Source organism: Paraoerskovia sediminicola (assembly GCF_030296575.1).
GTDB lineage: Bacteria > Actinomycetota > Actinomycetes > Actinomycetales > Cellulomonadaceae > Paraoerskovia > Paraoerskovia sediminicola.
This window is the reverse complement of sequence record NZ_AP027729.1, coordinates 1,393,849-1,413,826: the sequence shown is the minus strand read 5'-3', so window position 1 is coordinate 1,413,826 and position 19,978 is coordinate 1,393,849. Positions and strand designations below refer to the sequence as shown.

The window sequence follows — 19,978 nt, the reverse complement described above, 5'->3', positions numbered from 1 at the left end:
GGAGCAGCACTGATGGGCTTTTTCGATACGATCCTCTTCCCGATCCAGTGGGCCGTGGCGTGGATCATGTACCTGGCGCACCAGGGGCTGACGTTCCTCGGGATGTCCGACGGGCCCGGACCGGCATGGGTGCTCTCGATCGTCGTGCTGGTGATCGTGATCCGGATCATCCTGATCCCGCTGTTCTTCAAGCAGATCAAGGCCTCCCGTGGCATGCAGATGCTGCAGCCCGAGATGAAGGCCATCCAGGCGAAGTACAAGAACAAGAAGGATCCCGCGTCCCGCGAGGCCATGAGCCGCGAGACGATGGACCTCTACAAGAAGCACGGGACTAACCCGTTCGCGTCGTGCATGCCGATCCTCTTGCAGTCGCCGATCTTCTTCGCGCTGTTCCGCGTGCTGCACAACCTCGGCCCCATCTCCACGGGGGACCAGGCCGCGATCGGTCCGATCGACCAGTCCGTGGCCGGCGACATCGAGAAGTCGACGGTGTTCGGTGCCCAGCTGTCCGACGTGTTCCTGACGAGCGACTCGCTCCAGGTCAAGATCGTCGTGGCCTGCCTGATCCTCGCGATGTCCGCGACGATGTTCTTCACGCAGCGCCAGCTCACGATGAAGAACATGCCTGCGGCCGCGCTCGAGGGTCCTGCGGCTCAGACGCAGAAGATCATGCTCTACGCGCTGCCGTTCGTCTTCGCGATCTCCGGCGTCAACTTCCCGGTCGGTGTCCTCGTCTACTGGACCACGACGAACATCTGGTCGATGGGCCAGCAGTTCTACACGATCAGGCGCATGCCGGCACCGGGCTCCGAGGCCGAGCGGGTGCTCAACGAGCGCAAGGCACGCAAGGCTGCTGCCAAGGGGGTCGTTCTCGAGAGCGAGTCCGACGTCGCGGTGATCGAGCGCCCGAAGGGGCAGCGCCAGCAGCCGAAGCGCAAGGACCGGCAGAAGGCGACCGGCGGGCCTGCAGGGTCCGCACAGGCACCGGGTGTGTCCTCGGCTGCCGACAAGGACGCGACGGCGGGCTCCACGACGCAGACATCGAAGGGCGCCGTGACAGGCAAGGGCTCGGCGAAGACCGGGGCACCGGCGTCGTCGGCCGCATCGGCCAAGACCGGTCGTGCGGCAGGCGCCACGCCGGCCGCCGGAGGTGCTGGCGCAGCTGCGTCGAAGCCCGCCGCTACCAAGGCGCCGAACAAGGGTGCTGGTGCGGTGAAGGCGTCCGCCAAGGGGGCAGCACCTCCGCGAACGGCGGCTCCGCGACAAGCTCGAAGAACAAGAAGAAGAACCGCTGATGTGCTGGCGGAGCCCTCGACGACGAAGGATGGATCATGACGAACAACGATGCGGTGGAGGTCCCCGAGGCGCCGAGCCTGACGAAGCGGCTCGAGGAGGAGGGCGAGATCGCTGCTGACTACCTCGAGGAGCTCCTCGACATCGCCGATCTCGACGGTGATATCGACATCGACGTCGAGCACGACCGTGCGGCGGTCGCCATCGTGTCCGACACGGACGGTCTCGACGATCTCGTCGGGACTGACGGCGAGGTCCTGGACGCGCTGCAGGAGCTGACCCGCCTGGCGGTTCAGGCGAGGACAGGTGACCGGAGCCGGCTGATGCTGGACGTCGCCGGATTCCGTGCGGCTCGTCGTTCCGAGCTCTCGGAGCTTGCTGACAAGGCGATCGCTCGCGTGAAGGAGTCCGGTTCGTCGGTCTCGATGGACCCGATGAATGCGTTCGAGCGCAAGGTCGTGCACGATGTCGTCACCGCTGCAGGGCTGAAGAGCGATTCGGCGGGCACCGATCCTGACCGTTATGTCGTGATTTCGCCGTCTTGACCGTTGTGTGCTCGTCTCGCCTCCGTAGGCCTTCCTGCTGAACGGACCTTGTCACCGGCTTCATGAGCTGCTTCGGTGGCTCAGCCACGCGTAGTGCTGCACGACATCCAGGGAGTAGGCATGACCGATGCGGTTCCGTCGTCGGATGACGACCTGAGTGCCCAGATCGAGGCTGATCGCGAGCTCGGGCGATCTGCTGCTGTGCGGGCGTTCTTCGGTCCCGCGTACGACGTGGTCGCCGAGTTCACGAGCGCGCTCGAGCGTGAGGGGGAGCTGCGCGGACTGATCGGGCCTCGAGAGGTGCCCCGTCTCTGGGAACGGCACATCCTGAACTCCGCGGCGCTCGCGCAGCACATGGACGGTGCGCGAAGCATCGCTGACGTCGGTTCGGGTGCGGGCCTCCCGGGGATCGTGCTTGCCGCGATGCTCCCGGACTGTGCTGTGCGCTTGGTGGAACCCATGGAGCGTCGGTGCGACTGGCTCACTGAGAGTGCAGATCAGCTCGGACTCTCCAATGTAGAGGTCATGCGCGGGCGCGCTGAGGAGTACCACGACGCGTGGACGGTCGACGTCGTGACGGCTCGCGCGGTCGCTTCGTTGGACAAGCTCGCGCGGTGGTGCCTTCCTCTGGTAGCGCCCGGGGGAGCGATGGTCGTGCTCAAGGGACGGAACGTCGAGCGGGAGATTCCCGGAGCCTTGAAGGTCACACGTCGCTTCGGCGCGGGCGCACCCTCGGTGGTCGAAGGTGCGACCGTCGACGGCGTCGAGTCCACCACCGTGGTCCGGATCCTCGTTCCTGCCTGACGACGGGCGATGCGCGTCGACGCCGACAGGAGCGTCGTGCCCCCGCGGTGAGTGGCTGGGCGTGGGCGTCTCGGCCACCGTGTGCTCTCGGTGCGAGCCGGAGAGCGTGAGGGCATGACACTCGCTCGATTCACCATGAATTGTCCGCCAGGGATGCGAGACTAGGCGCTAGTCAAGTGAAGGAGTTGTCCGTGATCTACGGTTCCGACGATCTCGGTAGTTCCGAGCCCAGGGATCCACTCCAGGAAGCGCAGTCCCGCGGCAGCGATGTTCCACGTGAAACCGCAAGTCCTCTGAAGCTCCAAGTCCTTGCTGAGGCGGACGAGGAGCGGCGCGCTGCGTTGATCGACAGCGTGCCCGCCATGGATGACACGACACCCCTGGCAGCGCAGCTCGCCGTCGATGCAAAGCGACGAATCTCGTTGCACGGCCGGAAGTTTCCCCGCCCCGACAAGACGCGGATCGTCACGATCGCCAACCAGAAGGGCGGCGTCGGGAAGACGACGACGACCGTGAATCTCGCGGCCGGCTTGGCTCAAGGTGGACTGAATGTACTGGTCATCGACAACGATCCGCAGGGCAACGCCTCGACCGCGCTGGGGGTTGAGCATCGTGCGGGCACTCCCTCGGTGTACGAGGTGCTGATCGAAGGTGCACCCATCGCGGAGGTCGTGCAGAAATGCCCTGACATTGCATCGCTCTGGTGCGTGCCGGCCACGATCGACCTGTCCGGCGCAGAGATCGAGCTCGTCAGTCTAGTTTCACGTGAAACACGACTTCGCCAGGCCGTCGACGACTATCTGCAGTGGCGCATCGACGAAGGGCTCGAGCGCATCGACTACGTCTTGGTCGATTGCCCGCCGAGTCTCGGACTGCTGACGGTCAACGCGTTCGTTGTCGGCCGTGAAGTCCTGATCCCGATCCAGTGCGAGTACTACGCTCTCGAAGGCCTGACGCAACTGCTCCGGACGATCGACATGATTCGGCAGCACCTGAACAAGGACCTGCACGTCTCGTCGATCTTGCTGACGATGTACGACGGCCGCACAAATCTCGCGCACCAGGTCGCGGATGAGGTGCGTGCCCACTTCGGGGATCAGACGCTGAAGACCACAGTTCCGCGCTCGGTGCGGGTCTCGGAGGCGCCGAGCCATGGCCAGACGGTGCTGACGTACGACCCGACATCGACGGGTGCGCTCGCGTACCTCGAAGCCGCCAGAGAACTGACCGAGCGCGCAGAGCCGCGCCGCGTCAATGACAACACCACGGAAGAGGAGCTCGGTCATGAGTGAGCGACGGCGGGGACTCGGTCGTGGGCTTGGCGCGTTGATCCCGACGAGCGGTGAGCGCGATCGCCCGGTGGATGTGTTCTTTCCTGTGCAGGTGGATCCCGGTAAGGCCGGCGCCGAGGCAGCGGATGGTGAAGCAACGCCGACCGGGTCTGGATCAGAGGAATCTACGGACGCTCGCGCGGCCGCAGGGGAGTCGGCGAGCGGCTCAGCGGGACGCGACACTGCTTCTGCGACGTCGCCAGGCGGTGACTCCGCTGGTTCCACAAACTCTGGCGGCGCCTCGACCTCGTCTGACGTTCGCGTCGACGGGAAAGGACAGTCTGCCGCCACGGCTTCGCGCAACGGCAAGTTCAGCGACGTTGCGGGGGACACTGCAGGTCGCACCGAAGCTCCAGGTGATCTACCCGCGCTCGACGGTGCAGACCTGGACGAGGGCACGGACGGGGATGTCGGTACTTCGTCGAAGGTGACGGCGGTCGATGGAGCTCCCGCAACAGGCAGCGCTGTCTCAACCGGCACCGTCACGGATGCGGCCGGAACCGGCGGCGGACTCGACAGCGGACGTACTTCAGGTGCCGTTTCACGTGAAACGGCCGGAGCGACGGCTGCGGAGCAGAGCGCCGAGAACGATCCCGTTTCACGTGAAACGGTCGCCGAAGAGTCGGGTGTGGGCGATGCCGGTGAAGCAACAGACCTGGTTCCAGTTCCGGGCGCCCGCTTTGCCGAGATTCCGTTCGAACTCATTCACCCGAACGCGCGTCAGCCGCGGAGCGTCTTTGACGAGTCCGACCTTGACGAGCTCGTCGCGTCGATCACGGAAATCGGCGTTCTGCAGCCGGTTGTCGTTCGTCCTGACCCGGAGTCGCCCGGCTCGTACGAACTCATCATGGGTGAACGCCGTTGGAGGGCGAGCCAGGCGGCAGGTCTTGCAGCGGTACCTGCGATCATCCGCGAGACCGACGACGGGGACATGCTCCGCGACGCGCTTCTCGAGAACCTCCACCGCAGCAACCTCAACCCGTTGGAAGAGGCTGCGGCCTACCGCCAGCTCCTCGATGACTTCGACTGCACGCATGAGGAGCTTGCTCGGCGCATCGCACGGAGCCGTCCGCAGATCTCGAACACCCTTCGTCTCCTGAAGCTCCCACCGTTGGTGCAGCGGCGCGTGGCTGCGGGGGTCCTGAGCGCTGGACACGCGCGAGCGCTGCTGGGTCTCACCGACGGCGGAGCGATCGAGCGTCTCGCGCAGCGCATCGTCGCTGAAGGTCTCTCGGTGCGTGCCACGGAGGAGATCGTGGCGCTCGGCGGAGGAGCGGACAAGCCGAAACCCCGTACGCCCCGCGCGGGTCAGCGATCCCAAGCGATCGATGATCTCTCCAGCCGGCTCTCCGACAGGTTCGAGACGCGGGTACGGGTGAACCTGGGCAAGAACAAGGGGCGCCTGACGGTCGAGTTCGCTTCCGTCGACGATCTGAACCGGATCCTCGACCGGATGGCCCCGGAGGACCCGGGGCTGCTGCGCCCGTGAGCTGATGCGCAGGCCAGCACGGTGAGGGCGCTCAGCTCCATCGCATACTCGTGCTGTCCCGTGCTGTCCCGTGCTGTCCCGTGCTGTCCCGTGCTGCCGCGTGCTGCCGCGTGCTGCCGCGTGCTGCTCCGTGTCGCTCTGTGCTGTGCTGTGCCGGTGCGAGCGCACACGCTCACGTCGTCGACGACGTGAGCGTGTACGCCGGCCCTGCCCGCTACCGAGCGTTTGCGCTGGTCAGAGCCGCATTGACGAGTGATCCGTAGACGTCCGCCAGCGATCTGCCCGACGCACGGATCGCCTGGGGCAGGAGAGATGTCTCCGTCGTGCCCGGCACGACGTTGACCTCGAGGAACTGGGGAACGCCGTCCGAGTCGATGATCATGTCGGTGCGCGACACGTGACGAAGTCCGAGAGATGTGTGAGCGGTGATGGCTGCCTCCGCGGCACGCGAGGCGAGCTCGTTCGACAACCGCGCGGGCGCGAAGTACTCGGTCCGCCCGGGGTTGTACCGTGCGTCGTAGTCGTACGGCCCGTCCGTGGTGACTTCGACAGCAGGAAGAGCCCGGGGCCCCGATCCGTCGTCGATGACGCTGACGCCGATCTCGGTCCCCGTCACGGCGCGCTCGATGAGAGCGACATCGCCGTAGGCGAAGCACTCGACCATCGCTCGGGGGAGCGCAGCGGCGTCGGCCACCCAGGAGACGCCAAGGGCGGACCCGCCCTCGTTGGGCTTGACGATCAGGGGGAACCCGAGCCGCTCGACGACACCGGCGAGGACTGCGCGCGCACCGAGATCCCGGAAGAGCGACTGCGGGAGCGTGACGTGGTCGGGGGTGGAAAGACCGGCCTGGCCGGCGACCCGCTTGGCGATCGCTTTGTTCCACGTGGAACGACTGGCGTGGGGGCCTGTACCGACATAGCAGAGACCGAGCAGGTCGAGGACGTCGCGGAGTGACCCGTCCTCCCCGCCGGCTCCGTGGAGGAGGGGCCAGACGACGTCCGGCCGGTGCTCGGAGAGGAACGGCAAGAGCTGCGCGTCGACGTCCCGGACGGTCACCTGCGCACCACAGGTGCGCAGGGACTCGGCGACACGTCTCCCGGACCGGATCGAGACGTCGCGTTCGTGGGACATGCCGCCGGCGAGGACGACGACGTGACATCCCTGGAGGTCTGCCGCCTCCGGCGAGGACGACGACGCGGCCGCAGTCGACCCAGCAGGGTCTGCGCTGCTCGCCGAGCTGTTCGGAGTGCCGGGCGTCGTGTTGTCCGGAGTGTCGGTCGTCGCGCCGTCCGCGGTCCCGGCCGCGCCGGTCTCACGTGCACTGGGGGAGCTCTGCATCATGGTCTCCTCGATGTCTGGTTCGTGTGCCTCGGCGACGACGACAGCCTGGTACGGGCCTTGGTATCCGGCCCGTGGCACGGTGCGCGCCGACCGTCTCCGGCTGTCACTACGCGAGGTCCGGTCCGGGGTTGTCGACGTCGCGCAGGTCCGGGTCGACGTCCGCGTCGGTGCCGAACAGGTCGGCGAGGTCGCGCTCGTCCCCGATCACGCTGCCGAGCCGGCGGACTCCCTCGCGGATCCGCTCTGGGGTGGGGAAGCAGTAGGACAGCCGGAGGTGGTCCGCGCCGGTGCCGTCCGCGAAGAAGGCGGTCCCGGGGACGTAGGCGACGCGTGACGTGACGGCCCGGGGGAGCATCGCTCGGGCGTCGAGCCCTGGCGGGAGCTTGACCCACACGTAGAACCCGCCATCAGGGGTATTCCAGGATGAATCGGGCATATGTTCGGTCAGTGCCGTGGTCATGGCGTCCCGGCGCTCGCGATAGAGCTCGCGGAAGCTCTTGATCTGGCCGCGCCAGTCGGCGGACTCCATGTATGCGGAGATCGCGAGCTGGGAGGCGTTCGACGGGCACAGGATCGACGACTCGCTCGCGAGCACGAGCTTCTCGCGGACGGCGTGGGGCGCGATCACCCACCCAACGCGGTAGCCCGGAGCGAAGGTCTTGGAGAACGACCCGAGGTAGAGCACACCCTCCTCGTCGGAGGCACGCAGCGCCGGCAGCGGGTCGCCGGAGAAGCCGAGCAGCCCGTACGGGTTGTCCTCGACGACGAGAACCCCGTACCTGCGGGCGATCTCGAGGATCTTCGGGCGACGCTCGGCGCTGAGAGTGACGCCTGCGGGGTTGTGGAAGTTCGGGACCGTGTAGAGGAGCTTGACGCGACGGCCCTCGCGGGCCAGGCGTTCGAGCGTGGCCTCGAGAGCCTCGGGGACGAGCCCGTCGGCGTCGAGCGGGACGTGCTCGACCTCGGCCTGGTAGGAGCGGAACACGCCGAGCGCGCCGACGTAGGACGGCGCTTCGGCGACGACGACGTCCCCGGGGTCGACGAAGATGCGAGCGACGAGATCGAGGGCCTGCTGCGACCCGGTCGTGACGACGACGTCGTCGGGATGAGCGTCGATGCCCTCCATCGCGACGACGTCGACGATGTGCTCACGGAGCGTCTCGTCGCCCTGACCGGAGCCGTACTGCAGCACGGTGGTACCGCGCGTGGCCACGAGGCGCTGGATCGTGTCGGCGATCGAGTCGAGGGGAAGCCCGTCGAGGTACGGCATGCCGCCGGCGAGGGAGACGACCTCGGGCCGGTTGGCGACGGCGAAGAGCGCGCGGATCTCCGAGGCGCGCATACCGTGCGCGCGTTGGGCGTAGGCACCGAACCACGGGTCGAGGCGGGTGCCACCGGTGGGCCCGGGTCGGCCGGTCGAGAGCTTGTCGTCCATCACGACTGAAGTCTCCCATCCCACGGCCGCTCCGGGCCCCCGGGTCAGCGTCCGGTCACGCGAGGAGCGCGTCGATCTCCTCCGCCAGGGCCCGCTTGGGGCGCCCGCCGACGACGGACTTCACGACCTCGCCGCCCACGTAGAAGTTCAGCGTGGGGATCGACACGATGCCGTAGGCCGCCGTCGTGGCCGGGTTGGCGTCGGTGTCGAGCTTCGCGATCTTGACCTTTCCCTCGTACTGCTCCGAGAGCTCTTCGAGGATCGGGGCGACCTGGCGGCACGGGCCGCACCACGTGGCCCAGAAGTCCACGAGCACGGGGATGTCGGACTCGATCACGTCCGCCTTGAAGGAATCGTCGGTGACGGCGACGGTGCTCATGCGTTGATCTCCTGTGCCTGGTCGGTCTGGGTCGTGGTGTCGGGGGTGCGCTCGATGTGGTCGAGCGCGTCGGGCAGGCCCTCGGGGTTGGGGGTCTCGGGGGTCCCCGCGGCCTCCTGCTCGCCGGCGGCGTCGGCGAGGTCGGTCAGGTACGCCTGGGCGTCCAGGGCGGCGGAGCAGCCGGTGCCCGCGGCCGTGATGGCCTGCCGGTAGCGGTGGTCGACGAGGTCCCCGGCGGCGAAAACCCCGGTCAGGTTCGTGGCGGTGGTCGGGTGCGCGACCTTCACGTACCCGTCCTCGTCGACGTCGATCTGCCCGACCAGGAGCTCCGAGCGGGGGTCGTGACCGATCGCGACGAACAGGCCGGTCGCGTCCAGGTCGCGGGTCTCGCCCGTCAGGGTGTCGCGCAGGGTGATGCCGGCGACCTTGTCCTCGCCGGTGATGCCCACGACCTCGGCGTTCCACGCGAACTCGATCTTCGGGTCCGCGTGCGCCCGGTCGGCCATGATCTTCGAGGCGCGGAGCTCGTCGCGGCGGTGCACGAGAGTCACCTTCGACGCGAACCGCGTCAGGAAGGTGGCCTCCTCGACCGCGGAGTCGCCACCACCGACGACCACCACGTGCTGGTTGCGGAAGAAGAACCCGTCGCACGTCGCGCACCACGAGACACCCCGGCCCGAGAGACGCTTCTCGTCGTCCAGGCCCAGCTCGCGGTAGGCCGACCCGGTCGAGAGGATCACGGCGCGGGCCCGGTAGGACTCGCCGTTGACCGTGGTGATCGTCTTGACGGGACCCGCGAGGTCCAGGGTCTCGGCGTCGTCGTACTCCACGACCGCGCCGAACCGCTCCGCCTGGGCGCGCATGTTCTCCATCAGGTCAGGACCCATCACGCCCTCGGGGAACCCGGGGAAGTTCTCGACCTCGGTGGTGTTCATCAGCGCACCACCCGCGGTCACCGACCCGGCGAGCACCAGGGGCGCCAGACCCGCACGCGCCGCGTACACCGCAGCGGTGTATCCCGAAGGACCCGACCCCACGATCACCAGGTCCAGGACTTCGGTCGACTGCTCGTTCATGCCGTCTCCTCGTTGTGTGGCTGTTGCTGCTGGGGCAACACCGAGGGCCTGCCCGGTGTTCCGTGGCGCCTGTGGCGCCCGTGACCCTGGCTCCCGCCGGTTCGAGGCAGAGCCTCCGGGACCATCGTCAGGAGACGAGGATCTCGTTGAGCTCTACGCGGTTCTTCCCGTTGAAGGTCGACGGGAGCTCGGGGAACCAGAGCACGAACTCGTCGGACTCGGTCGTGTCGAACTCGAGCTCTGTCGAGGGCGCGAAGGATCCCGATGCGAGGGGCTTCCCTTCGGTGGGGTCGGACCCGGCCCGGACCTCGACGGTGCCGCCGTCGTTGTTCGTGTCGAGCACGATCGTCGACACGGGTGCCTTCTCCTCGAGCTTGATGAGGAAGCCGACGCCGGTCTTCATGCCGTAGGTAGGCCGCGCATAGGTCCGGGTGTACCAGAACGTCTCGGGCTGTCCGTCGTAGGCGTACTGGACGGCTTCGGGGTGCTCGCCGACGGTGTCGCCGGAGGCCTCACCCTCGGGGTCGAGCGCCTCGGCCGACTCGATCACCGGGCGCACCGGCTCGGGGGTCTTGGTCTCGACGGGCTCAGGTTCCGGGGCCGGCTCCTCGGTCTGCGCGTCAGCTTCAGGGGCTGCGGGCTGCTCGGCCCGGGCGGCCTCGCCGCCGTCGCTCTGCACCGGTGGGACGAACCCGGAGAACGCCGTGCTCAGGGCCCACATGAGGCCGAGGACGACGGTGATCGCCACGATGACGAGCGTGATCCAGGTGGGGTCGAACCGACCTCCTCCTGACGCGGCCGCGGCGGCGGACCCGGAGTCCGCCGGCCGCGGAGAAGCCGCCGGAGCCGGTGCCGGTGTGCCCGGGCGCACCGTGGGCGGCATGGCGGCGGTGGCTGCGACACCGGCGCCCGCTCCTGCGGCTGTGGCGCCGGCTGCGCCCGTGCCGCGAGGGGCGATCGAACGGTCCTTGACCGACTGGCGGACGGGCGACGTCGCGCTCGGGGCGGGCGCGGGTCGCGACGTGCTGCCGACCGGCTCCCAGGGCTCGAGCGCTGCTACCAGCGCTGCGGGGGTGCGTGGGCCGTCGGTGGAGTCGCGGGCGAGGGTGCGCCGCGTGAGGTCGGCGAGGTCGGCAGGGACCTCGTCGGGCACCTCGGGGGACCCGTCGGCGTCGTGACGTGCCGGGAGCGGGCGGGGGCCTCGTCCACGAGCCAGGGCTGGTCGAGGTCGGCGCCGCCCCAGCGCGCGGTGGTCAGGTAGTGCAGCAGGGCGACCAGGGCCACGGTGTCGGCGCGGGAGTCCTCGTCGGCGGAGGCGGGTCGCGCGCCGGCGGCTCCGGCGTCCAGCCCGAGCCCGGTGATCTGGACGCTCCCGTGGGTGACGCGGACGGCGTCGGGCCGCAGGGCCAGGTGGTGGACGCCACGGCGTCGAGCGACCTCGAGGGCCGCGGCGGCCTCGCCGACGATCGAGCGAGCCCGGCTGGGTGAGCAGAGCCCGCGGTCGACGAGCGTGGTGAGCGACGTCCCGGCCGCGGGTTCGCTCACGACGTACGAGACGTCGTCCGACACCCCGACGTCGAGGACGCGAGCGATCCTCGAGTCGGAGACGAGTGCGGCGCGGCGGGCGGAGTCGAGTGCCACCGGGGCACTGGGCCCGGACACGACGTCGATCCGCACCATCCTGTCCAGCACCGTGTCCCGGCCCGACCATGCGTCGACCGAGGTGAGGTCCGTGTCGACCCGATCGACGATCTGGTAGCGCGCAGCGAGAGTGACGCCAGGGCTGAGCGAGCTCACGAGACCTCCGGGTTCGATGACAGGTTCTGCACCGCCATGATACGGGCCAGTCCTCGCCGTTCGGGGGACCTGCGCTCTCGGCCGGAGCGCCCCGGTCAGCGGCGGCGGATCCTCGACGTCAGCGGCCTCAGGCGGGCCGCGAACGGGCGGAGGACGTCGGTCAGCTCCTGGACGCGCAGCAGCCTCAGGACAGCCACGTACGTCACGCCCATGACGGCGGTGACGACGACGGTCACGACCAGGGCCGTCATCCACGACAGGCCGTAGAGGTCACCGAAGAGCAGCCGGACGGCGAAGCCGGTCACGACGGACGCGCCGGTCGCGAGCGAGGCCCGGACGAGCAGGCCGGCGATCCGGGCGCCGTCGATGCCGTGGAGCATGCGGCGCAGACCGGAGGCGCGCAGCACCACGACGACGATGCGGGCGAAGGTGAACGCCACCGCGATGCCGACCGCCCACCACTGCCCCGGCAGGACCGTGACGGCGACCCAGCAGCCCGCCATGAACAGCGGCGTCTGCACGAGCTGGATCATGAAGACGCCCTTGCCGTCCTCGAAGGCGAAGTACACCCAGCGCATGAGCACCATGCCGCCCAGCGGGACCAGGCCGATCGCGAGGGGGACGAGGATCTCGGCCACGGCCGCGGCCGACGACGCCCCGGAGGTCGGGAGCAGCAGCTTCGTCACCGGTAGGGCGAGGACGACGAGCACGGCCGCGGCGAACAGCGTGAAGACCGTGATGATGCGCAGCCCGCGGGACAGGTCGAACCGCACGCGGTCGATGTCCCCCGCAGCAGCCGACTTGCTCATCCCGGTGAACAGGGCCGTCGCGATCGAGACGGTGACGAGGGAGTGCGGGAGCAGGTAGATCATCAGCGCCTGCGAGTACGCGGCGGGACCGGCGACGGTGAACGCGCCCGGGGCGCTCGCCACGATCCCCGTGACCAGGCCCTCGCGCGTCGTGTCGCCGAGGTAGGGACCGAACAGGTCCGTGAGCGCGGCGGCGGGAGCCCCCGAGACCAGCCTGGTCGAGAACCAGGCACCCACCTGGTCGAGGATCACGACCCCGAACGTCCACCCGCCGACCTTGCCGATGGAGCGCAGCCCGATCCCGTGCAGACCGAGGCGGAACCGCCAGCGGAACCCGCTCCGGTAGAGAGGGACGAGCAGGATCAGCGCCTGACCCACGATCCCCGCGGTGGCGGTGCCGGCGAGCAGCGCGATCTTCGGCCCGTCCCACGAGGAGAGGTCGTCGACGTGCCCGGCCGCCGCAGGCCGTAGATCGCGATGAACGCCGCGAAACCGGCGATCGAGATCACGTTGTTGACCGCCGGGGACCACATGTACGGACCGAACTGCTGGCGCGCGTTCAGCACCTGGCCGAGCAGCGCGTAGAGCCCGTAGAAGAAGAGCTGCGGGATGCACCAGACCGCGAAGGACACGCCCAGCGCCACCTGGGCGTCGGACCAGCTCGAGCTCGCGTAGATCCCCACGATCACCGAGGCACCGGCGGTCATGATCAGCGTCACGACGAGCATCACCAGGGTGGCGAGCGTCAACAGCTTGCTGACGTTCTCCTCGGGGTTGCGGCCCCGGTAGATGCGCACGATCTGGGGGACGATGACCGCGTTCAGCACGCCGCCCGCGATGATCGCGAAGAGGAAGTTGGGGATCTTGTTCGCGACGTCGAAGGTGTCGGCGGCGAGCCCGGTGACGCCGACGGCGGCGACGAGCAGCATGTTCCGCACGAGCCCCAGGACGCGGGAGACCGCCGTGCCCGCGGCCATGATCATCGAGCTCGACCTCAGGCTCCGGGGGCCGGGGCCGGCGGGCGAGTCGTCACCGGAGGCGTCGCCCTGGGCGCCACCTGGCGCCGTACCGGAGGTCTGGGCTGCGGGGTCTGTGGGGTCGGACGGCGTGGCGTCGGTCCGCGTCGTCAGGTCCCGCGGTTCCTCGCTCGGTGCGGACGGGCTCTGCGGTCCGGTGGTCATCGCTCGGCCCTCGGGTCGTCGGACGGGGCCGGTGGCTCGTCGACGGCCGCCTGCGCGGCGCGCGTCGCGCCACGTCCGCGCTTGACCGTGCGCCAGATCCCGGCGATCAGGAGGATGCCGAAGAGCCCGGCGATGACCGCGGTGCCGACGGTAGCCCACGCGGCCCGCATCCGGAGAGCGAAGGTGATCGGATCGGCGAGCTCCTGACCGTCCAGCGTCTCCAGGTGCACGGACGGAGAGACGTTGCCGCTGCCGACGGCCGTCACCGGCACTTCGACGATCACCTCGGAGTCCGCCGGGACGGTGGTGACGGGGGAGTCGTTCACCCGCAGCCGCGGGTCGTCCGAGTCGAGGACGACCCGGACCGTCGCCTCTTGCGGGAGTCCGTTGGACACGCGCACCGGCAGGCCGCCCTCGGCCGCGATGAGGTTGACGTCGCTGCCGGGGACGATGTGCACGGCGTCGAGCAACGCGGTCGCGGCGCTCTGCGCCACCTCGACGGCCGTCTCCCGCTCGCCCGGGTCCTGGCGGTAGACGACCGAGGTCGGCGAGACGAGCCGGTCGTCGACGGTCGTCGCGAGCGCGGCCGGGTCGGGGACGAGGCCGCTGACCTGCGCCAGCCGCTCCCGATGGTCCGCGAGCGAGTCGAGCGTCGACGCGGGGATCTCGTCCGGTGACACCATGCGGTCCGGGAGCGCGGGGGCCGTCGCCGGGTCGGTCGATGCGTCCGCGGCGAGGTCGTCGACCGGCGCGACGGCCACCCACGGGAGGCTGCTGACGTCCGCGATGACCTCCGTCGCGAGGGCGGGGTCAGGGTTCCAGGTCCTGGGGAGCGCGACGAGCGAGCGTGCGTCGTCCGACGACGCGGCGATCACCGCGGTCTCGGCGAGGAGGCGGTCCCTGCCGCCGGACGGGTTGCCGGGCAGCGTCGTGAGGGCCGTGACGAGGGCGCTCAGCGCCGGGTCCGGGGACAGGAGCGTGGCGTCGCCCGCAGCCGTCGTGGTGTTCGCGACCGCGGGCGTGATGGCGTCGGTCAGGGCGTCGGGGAGGCCCATCGCCCCCTCCGCGGCCTCCCCGTCGGCGGAGCCCGGGTCGAGGACGACGATCGAGCGGCCCGCGGCGACCGCGGTCTCGACCGTCGGGGCGTCCGGCCCGGCGGCGGGCCAGGCGAGGTCGGTGCGCCAGCCGGCGAGGACCGGGACGGTGCCCGTCGCCTCGGGGTCCGGCTCCTCACCCGTGTCGTTCTCCGTGTCGGAGTCTTCGGACTCGTCGGATCCGTCGGGCTCGCCAGGAGCGTCGGACTCGCTGTCCGGCGATGCGCTGCTGTCCTGCTGCGGGTCCTCGGGCTCCTCGGTCCCGGAACCGTCGACCGCGCCGCCGCCGTCATCGATCGGGTCGCCCGTCTCGGTGGGCGTCACATCGGTGCCGGGTGCCGGATCCGAGCTCGGCGTCGGGTCCGCCCCGCTCGTTGGCTGCGACCCGTCGTCCATGACGGCGAGGTCCGGCAGCGGGAGGTCCGCGTGGGCGTATGCGGCCGTGTCGGGGTCGAACGCCGGCAACGCGAACCGCACACGCTGGGACGGGGAGGTCACGGCGTCGGCCCAGTCCTGGGCCGACGCGCTGTCGGACGTCGCGGCGGCCCGCACCAGCGCCGGGTCCGCGGCCCAGGCGACCGCCGGCTCGTCGGCGGTCGCGGCGAGCACGTGCCCGAGGCGGGCGTCGTCCGCCACGGCGCGGACGACGTCGTCCGAGGCTGTGACGGGGTCCTGGCTCACGGCCGGACCGACGAGGGGGACGAGGAAGCCGAGGTCCAGCGTCGGCGTCGTGCCGGTCTCCGGGTCCCACACCGCGAAGGTGCGGTCGGCGGAGACGGGGGCGCCGTCGTCCGACAGGACGATCGACAGGCCGAGCGCACCCCAGGCCGTGGATCGGCTCAGGCCGAGCTGGGCCCACGAGACCGTGAACGTGACCGTCTCCTCGGTCCCTGCGGCGAGGGCGGGCACGGGTTCGGTCTTGACGGGACGGCCGGTGTCAGCGTCCAGATCGGCGGTGTCCCACCGCTCGACCCACGCCCGGTCGTGGGCCCGGGTCGCCCGGTCGATGCCGAGCGACACGGTGAGGTCCTCGCTCTCGTCGGGAGCGTCAGCGTCCGCCCGGACCACCGTGGTGACGGTGAGGTCGTCGCCGGACCGCATCACCTCGGGCGACACCGAGGCGATCGCGACGCTCACCGACGTGTCGGGCGCGGGCGCGGCGGCGGCGCGCAGCGCGGTGAGGGCGTCGGTCGCGAGGAGTGCCGTCATCAGCGCCAGCGCAGCGAGCAGCGCCATGACGCGGGTCGCCCGGCCCGACGGCGCGGGCCGTCGCAGGGCGCCGCGGGGAGCCGGGGTCACGGGGCGTCGGTCGGGCGACCGGCGTCGGGGGAGGAGGTGCCTCCGGGCCGGCCGGTGTCGTTCGTGAGTCCTCGGCACCGGGCCGCCCGGCGTACGGGCGAGGGGTGCGCCGGCTGCCGTCGCGGGTCACGGTCCCGTGGACCAGGCGCACGCCGTGGTCGCCGCGCAGGACCTCTTCCGCGGCCACGGCCAGGCGCCGTTCGTTCGGGTACGAGAGCCGCTCGGGGAGCTCGGCCAGCGGTATCCAGGCCGCGTCCTCGGCCTCCTGGTCCGGGTCGCCCTCGACGGTCAGGAAGCCGCCGGTGGCATGGAGCAGGAAGTGGTGCACGACCTTGTGGATGCGGCGGTCGTCCCCGGCGAACCAGTAGTCGATGGTGCCGAGGCGGTTGTCGATCTCGCCCTCGATCCCGGTCTCCTCCTGGATCTCGCGCACGGCCGCCTCCTCGGCGGTCTCGTCACCCTCCAGGTGCCCCTTGGGGAGGCACCACTCGAGGCGCCCGCCGCGGTTGCGGCGCGCGATCACGGCGACGTTCGCGGTGCCGCTGGCGTGGTCGACGACGATCCCTCCGGCCGAGACCTCCTCGACGACGGGCAGCGGAGCCGGCACGGGTGCGACGATCGGTGGCCCTGCGGGGTCGCGGTGGAGCCTCAGACCACCCGGCGGCGCGGGGACGCCCCGATGGTCCGGGGACGACGCTGGCGAGGACATGCCGTCACCTTACCTACCGCGTGCCCCGGGACGTGATGTCGGACGACGTCCCGCGCGTTGGTCCTGCGCCTCGCGGCCGTCACCGCGGCGGCATGGTCGGTAAACTGGTCGGTCGTGCCGACCTCCCCGCAGAATCCCGTCCCCGCGGAGTCGACGGAACCCACCGATCCGTCGCTCACGTCAGCCGCACCGGCAGTCCCCGCCGCGGCCGTCCCGTCCCTCGCCGCCGTGCAGCAGACCGCGGTCGAGCTCGGCGAGGTGTTCGCCGCGGCAGGGCACGAGCTCGCTCTCGTCGGAGGTCCGGTACGGGACGCGTTCCTCGGGCGCACCAGCAGCGACCTCGACTTCGCGACCTCCGCGCACCCGGACGAGACGCTGCGGATCCTCGCGGCGTGGGGCGACGCGCACTGGGACATCGGCAAGGAGTTCGGGACGATCGGTGCGAAGCGCTTCGGGTCGCGGCGGTCCCGCCGGGGGAGCGGGGCGGGGGCCGGCTCGGCTGTCGACTCCGCAGACGGGTCGGCCGGCAGTGCCCCTGGCGCTCCCGGTGGCCACCGTCCCCCCGACGTGGTCGTCGAGGTGACGACGTACCGCACCGACAAGTACGACCCGGCGTCACGCAAGCCCCTGGTCGCCTTCGGGGACACGCTCGAGGGTGATCTGTCGCGCCGCGACTTCACGGTGAACGCGATGGCGGTCCGGCTGCCGTCGATGGAGCTCGTCGACCCGCACGGGGGAGCGGCGGACCTCGCTGCCCAGGTCCTGCGGACCCCGATCGCGCCGGAGCGGTCCTTCGACGACGACCCCCTGCGCATGATGCGCGCCGCGCGGTTCGCGGCGCAGCTCGGGTTTCACGTGGAACCGGCGACCAACGACGCGATCGTCGCCATGGCGGGCCGCATCGAGATCGTCTCGGCCGAGCGCGTGCAGGCGGAGCTCTCGAAGCTGCTGTGCGCGGGCGAGCCGCGCCGCGGTCTCGAGGTGCTGGTCGACACGGGACTCGCGGCGCACGTGCTGCCCGAGCTCCCGGCGCTCCGCCTCGAGATCGACGAGCACCACCGGCACAAGGACGTCTACGAGCACTCGCTGATCGTGCTCGACCAGGCGATCGCGCAGGAGACCGGGCCGGACGGTGCGGTGCCCGCCCCTGACCTCGTGCTGCGGCTCGCCTCCCTGCTGCACGACATCGGCAAGCCCGGGACCCGGCGGTTCGAGGACGGTGGCGGCGTGAGCTTCCACCACCACGAGGTCGTCGGGGCGAAGCTCGTCGGTAAGCGGCTGCGGGCACTGAAGTACGAGAAGCACGTCGTCAAGGACGTCGCGAGGCTCGTCGAGCTGCACCTGCGGTTCCACGGGTACGGCGAGGGTGCGTGGACCGACTCGGCCGTCCGTCGATACGTGACGGACGCCGGGCCGCTGCTCGAGCGCCTCCACCGGCTGACCCGCGCGGACTGCACCACGCGCAACCGCCGCAAGGCGAAGCGGCTCTCCGACGCGTACGACGACCTCGAGCGTCGGATCGCCGAGCTGCAGGAGAAGGAGGAGCTCGCCGCGATCCGCCCCGACCTCGACGGAGCCCAGATCATGGCGACTCTCGGGATCGAGCCGGGCCCCGTCGTCGGGCAGGCGTACAAGTTCCTGCTCGAGCTGCGCATGGAGCGCGGGCCTCTGGGTGAGGACGTTGCGCGCGAGGAGCTCGAGCGCTGGTGGGCCGCGCGCGGCTGACGTCGAGGCGCGCGGCCTCCGTGGCCGGCGCGGCCGGTCAGTGCACCGGGGTCCGGTCGATCGGCTCGTCGGTCGCCGGTCGCTGCGCACCGACACCCTCGGCACCGACCTCCTCGTGGCGCGGGCCGTCGACCGACTCCTCGACGGGCGGCGGCTTGCGCAGCCAGAACGAGGCGACCAGCGCGAACCCGACGACGACGGCACCCCACACGAAGGCCTCGCGGACGCCCTCACCGAGGGCGGCGACCTCGGTGGCACCCGACTCCTCGGCCGAGACCGACACCGTGGTCATGACCGCGATGAACAGGGCGGTCCCGGCGGCACCCGCCAGCTGCTGCACGGTGCTGATCGCCGCGGAGCCGTGCGAGTACAGCTGCGGCTTGAGGGCCGCGAGGGCCGACGTGAACAGCGGCGTGAAGACGAACGCGAGCCCGAGGCTGAGGACGATGTGCGAGCACAGCACGAACCACGGCGCGGTGGTGGAGGAGACGGTGGCGAGCATCGCCATCGCCCCGGTGACCAGTGCGGTGCCGGGGATCACGAGCGGTCGCGGGCCGACACGGTCGTAGAGGCGACCGACCGTCGGGCCGAGCAGCCCCATCATCAGGCCGCCGGGCAGCACGATGAGCCCGGTCGCGAGCGGCTCGAGGCCGAGCACGTTCTGCAGGTAGAGCGGGATCAGGATGATCGAGCCGAACAGTCCGACCATCGCGATCGCGAGGATCGAGAGGCCGATCGTGAAGTCGCGGGCGGCGAAGACGCGCAGGTCGAGGAGCGCCGAGTCGGTGCGCTGGAGCGACAGCTGGCGCCAGACGAACAGGCCGAGCGCGAGCGCGCCGCCGACGATCGGCACCCACACGGGCACGAGCGGCGTGGCCTCGGCCGCCTCGCCCAGGCTCGAGAGCCCGTACACGAGTCCGCCGAACGCGAGCACCGCGAGGAGGAGGGACAGCGGGTCGAGCCGCGTGGACTTCCGCTCGGCGGTGTCGCGCACGAAGATCGCGCCGAGGACCAGGGCGGTGAGCGCGATCGGCAGGACGACGAGGAAGATGGTGCGCCAGCCGGAGATCTCCAGCACGGCTCCCGACAGGGTCGGGCCGAGCGCCGGCGCCGCGGACATGACGATCGCGACGTTGCCCATGACCTTGCCGCGGGACATCGGGGGCACGAGCGTCATGATCGTGGTCATCAGCAGCGGCAGCATGATCGCGGTGCCGGACGCCTGGACGATCCGCCCCACGAGCAGCGGCCCGAACCCGGGAGCCAGGCTGGCGAGCAGCGTGCCCGCGCTGAACAGGGACATCGCCACGACGTAGGCGCGCCGCGTCCCGAGCCGCTGGATCAGCCAGCCCGTCGCGGGGATGACGACGGCCATCGTGAGCATGAACGCCGTGGTGAGCCACTGCCCGGTCGCTGCGGTGATCCCGAGCTCGTCCATGATCGGCGGCAGCGCGACGCCCATGGTGGTCTCGTTGAGGATCACGACGAACGCGGACATGAGCAGCAGCGCGATGACGACGACGTCCTGCCGCGACATCGTGCCGGTCGCCGTCGCGGCGCGCTCAGGGGTCTGGGGGTGCTCATGGTTCTCCTGCGTCTCGGACCGCGCCACGCAGACGCCGGCCTACCGGGCGGTAGGTACATTCTCACGCTGCAACCACCCCGGTGGC

16 protein-coding genes and 1 pseudogene are annotated in these 19,978 nt (G+C 70.5%); 6 read left to right on the top strand and 11 right to left on the bottom strand.

Features of this window, described 5'->3' with window-relative positions; genetic code table 11:
• Nucleotides 1-12: 12 nt before the first annotated feature.
• The 5 genes from yidC to QUE47_RS06650 all read left to right on the top strand — a co-directional run bounded on the left by yidC (nt 13) and on the right by QUE47_RS06650 (nt 5,462).
• Nucleotides 13-1,335, top strand: a complete 1,323-nt coding sequence (gene yidC / locus QUE47_RS06670; RefSeq protein ID WP_350227695.1) for a membrane protein insertase YidC — start codon at nt 13-15, stop codon at nt 1,333-1,335.
• The gene (locus tag QUE47_RS06665; protein ID WP_286219103.1) at nt 1,332-1,838 is read left to right on the top strand and encodes a Jag family protein; all 507 of its coding nucleotides are present in this window, start codon (nt 1,332-1,334) and stop codon (nt 1,836-1,838) included. The genes yidC and QUE47_RS06665 overlap by 4 nt, the downstream gene beginning before the upstream one ends.
• 120 nt (nt 1,839-1,958) lie before the next feature.
• Entirely contained in the window at nt 1,959-2,642 is a 684-nt protein-coding gene (gene rsmG, locus QUE47_RS06660; protein WP_286219102.1) for a 16S rRNA (guanine(527)-N(7))-methyltransferase RsmG, read from the top strand.
• A gap of 362 nt (nt 2,643-3,004) precedes the next feature.
• On the top strand, nt 3,005-3,934 hold the full coding sequence (locus QUE47_RS06655) for a ParA family protein (RefSeq protein ID WP_434019758.1): 930 nt from the start codon (nt 3,005-3,007) through the stop codon (nt 3,932-3,934).
• Nucleotides 3,935-4,358: 424 nt separating this feature from the next.
• Complete coding sequence (locus QUE47_RS06650; RefSeq protein ID WP_434019757.1) at nt 4,359-5,462, top strand: ParB/RepB/Spo0J family partition protein; 1,104 nt, start codon at nt 4,359-4,361, stop codon at nt 5,460-5,462.
• A 214-nt stretch (nt 5,463-5,676) separates the two neighbouring features.
• Here QUE47_RS06650 and QUE47_RS06645 read toward each other — a convergent pair whose 3' ends face one another.
• The 10 genes and pseudogenes from QUE47_RS06645 to QUE47_RS06600 form a co-directional block, all read right to left on the bottom strand.
• Complete coding sequence (locus QUE47_RS06645) at nt 5,677-6,594, bottom strand: D-alanine--D-alanine ligase family protein (RefSeq protein WP_286219419.1); 918 nt, start codon at nt 6,592-6,594, stop codon at nt 5,677-5,679.
• A 316-nt stretch (nt 6,595-6,910) separates the two neighbouring features.
• Nucleotides 6,911-8,239 carry an aminotransferase-like domain-containing protein gene (locus tag QUE47_RS06640; protein WP_286219418.1) on the bottom strand — a complete coding sequence of 443 codons (1,329 nt, stop codon included), beginning with the start codon at nt 8,237-8,239 and terminating at the stop codon, nt 6,911-6,913.
• A 55-nt stretch (nt 8,240-8,294) separates the two neighbouring features.
• A complete protein-coding gene (gene trxA / locus QUE47_RS06635; protein WP_286219100.1) occupies nt 8,295-8,618 on the bottom strand; it encodes a thioredoxin in 324 nt (107 codons plus the stop codon).
• The gene (gene trxB, locus QUE47_RS06630; protein WP_286219099.1) at nt 8,615-9,694 is read right to left on the bottom strand and encodes a thioredoxin-disulfide reductase; all 1,080 of its coding nucleotides are present in this window, start codon (nt 9,692-9,694) and stop codon (nt 8,615-8,617) included. Before trxB ends, trxA begins: the two co-directional genes overlap by 4 nt.
• Nucleotides 9,695-9,821: 127 nt before the next feature.
• Nucleotides 9,822-10,847 carry a serine/threonine-protein kinase gene (locus QUE47_RS06625; protein ID WP_286219098.1) on the bottom strand — a complete coding sequence of 342 codons (1,026 nt, stop codon included), beginning with the start codon at nt 10,845-10,847 and terminating at the stop codon, nt 9,822-9,824.
• Nucleotides 10,751-11,491 (bottom strand): protein kinase family protein, encoded by a 741-nt coding sequence (locus QUE47_RS06620; RefSeq protein ID WP_286219097.1) that lies wholly within the window; start codon nt 11,489-11,491, stop codon nt 10,751-10,753. Before QUE47_RS06620 ends, QUE47_RS06625 begins: the two co-directional genes overlap by 97 nt.
• Before the next feature lie 95 nt (nt 11,492-11,586).
• Nucleotides 11,587-12,678, bottom strand: a complete 1,092-nt coding sequence (locus QUE47_RS06615) for a lipid II flippase MurJ (RefSeq protein ID WP_286219096.1) — start codon at nt 12,676-12,678, stop codon at nt 11,587-11,589.
• A complete protein-coding gene (murJ, locus tag QUE47_RS06610) occupies nt 12,663-13,481 on the bottom strand; it encodes a murein biosynthesis integral membrane protein MurJ (protein WP_286219095.1) in 819 nt (272 codons plus the stop codon). The genes QUE47_RS06615 and murJ overlap by 16 nt, the downstream gene beginning before the upstream one ends.
• Nucleotides 13,478-15,784 (bottom strand): DUF6049 family protein, encoded by a 2,307-nt coding sequence (locus QUE47_RS06605; protein ID WP_286219094.1) that lies wholly within the window; start codon nt 15,782-15,784, stop codon nt 13,478-13,480. The genes murJ and QUE47_RS06605 overlap by 4 nt, the downstream gene beginning before the upstream one ends.
• 364 nt (nt 15,785-16,148) lie before the next feature.
• Nucleotides 16,149-16,583 (bottom strand): annotated as a pseudogene (locus QUE47_RS06600) (NUDIX hydrolase); the annotation flags it as partial.
• 228 nt (nt 16,584-16,811) lie between these two features.
• Between QUE47_RS06600 and QUE47_RS06595 the strand changes: the two are divergent.
• A complete protein-coding gene (locus QUE47_RS06595) occupies nt 16,812-18,308 on the top strand; it encodes a CCA tRNA nucleotidyltransferase (RefSeq protein WP_286219417.1) in 1,497 nt (498 codons plus the stop codon).
• Between the two features lie 37 nt (nt 18,309-18,345).
• Here the strand turns inward: QUE47_RS06595 and QUE47_RS06590 are convergent, their stop codons facing one another.
• Nucleotides 18,346-19,920 (bottom strand): MDR family MFS transporter, encoded by a 1,575-nt coding sequence (locus tag QUE47_RS06590; protein ID WP_350227693.1) that lies wholly within the window; start codon nt 19,918-19,920, stop codon nt 18,346-18,348.
• Between the last annotated feature and the right edge of the window lie 58 nt (nt 19,921-19,978).

Coding starts and splice junctions, on each gene's coding strand:
- yidC (WP_350227695.1), top strand. CDS start 13: ATGGGCTTTTTCGATACGATCCTCTTCCCGATCCAGTGGGCCGTGGCG.
- QUE47_RS06665 (WP_286219103.1), top strand. CDS start 1,332: ATGACGAACAACGATGCGGTGGAGGTCCCCGAGGCGCCGAGCCTGACG.
- rsmG (WP_286219102.1), top strand. CDS start 1,959: ATGACCGATGCGGTTCCGTCGTCGGATGACGACCTGAGTGCCCAGATC.
- QUE47_RS06655 (WP_434019758.1), top strand. CDS start 3,005: ATGGATGACACGACACCCCTGGCAGCGCAGCTCGCCGTCGATGCAAAG.
- QUE47_RS06645 (WP_286219419.1), bottom strand. CDS start 6,594: ATGTCCCACGAACGCGACGTCTCGATCCGGTCCGGGAGACGTGTCGCC.
- QUE47_RS06640 (WP_286219418.1), bottom strand. CDS start 8,239: ATGGACGACAAGCTCTCGACCGGCCGACCCGGGCCCACCGGTGGCACC.
- trxA (WP_286219100.1), bottom strand. CDS start 8,618: ATGAGCACCGTCGCCGTCACCGACGATTCCTTCAAGGCGGACGTGATC.
- trxB (WP_286219099.1), bottom strand. CDS start 9,694: ATGAACGAGCAGTCGACCGAAGTCCTGGACCTGGTGATCGTGGGGTCG.
- murJ (WP_286219095.1), bottom strand. CDS start 13,481: ATGACCACCGGACCGCAGAGCCCGTCCGCACCGAGCGAGGAACCGCGG.
- QUE47_RS06605 (WP_286219094.1), bottom strand. CDS start 15,784: ATGACGGCACTCCTCGCGACCGACGCCCTCACCGCGCTGCGCGCCGCC.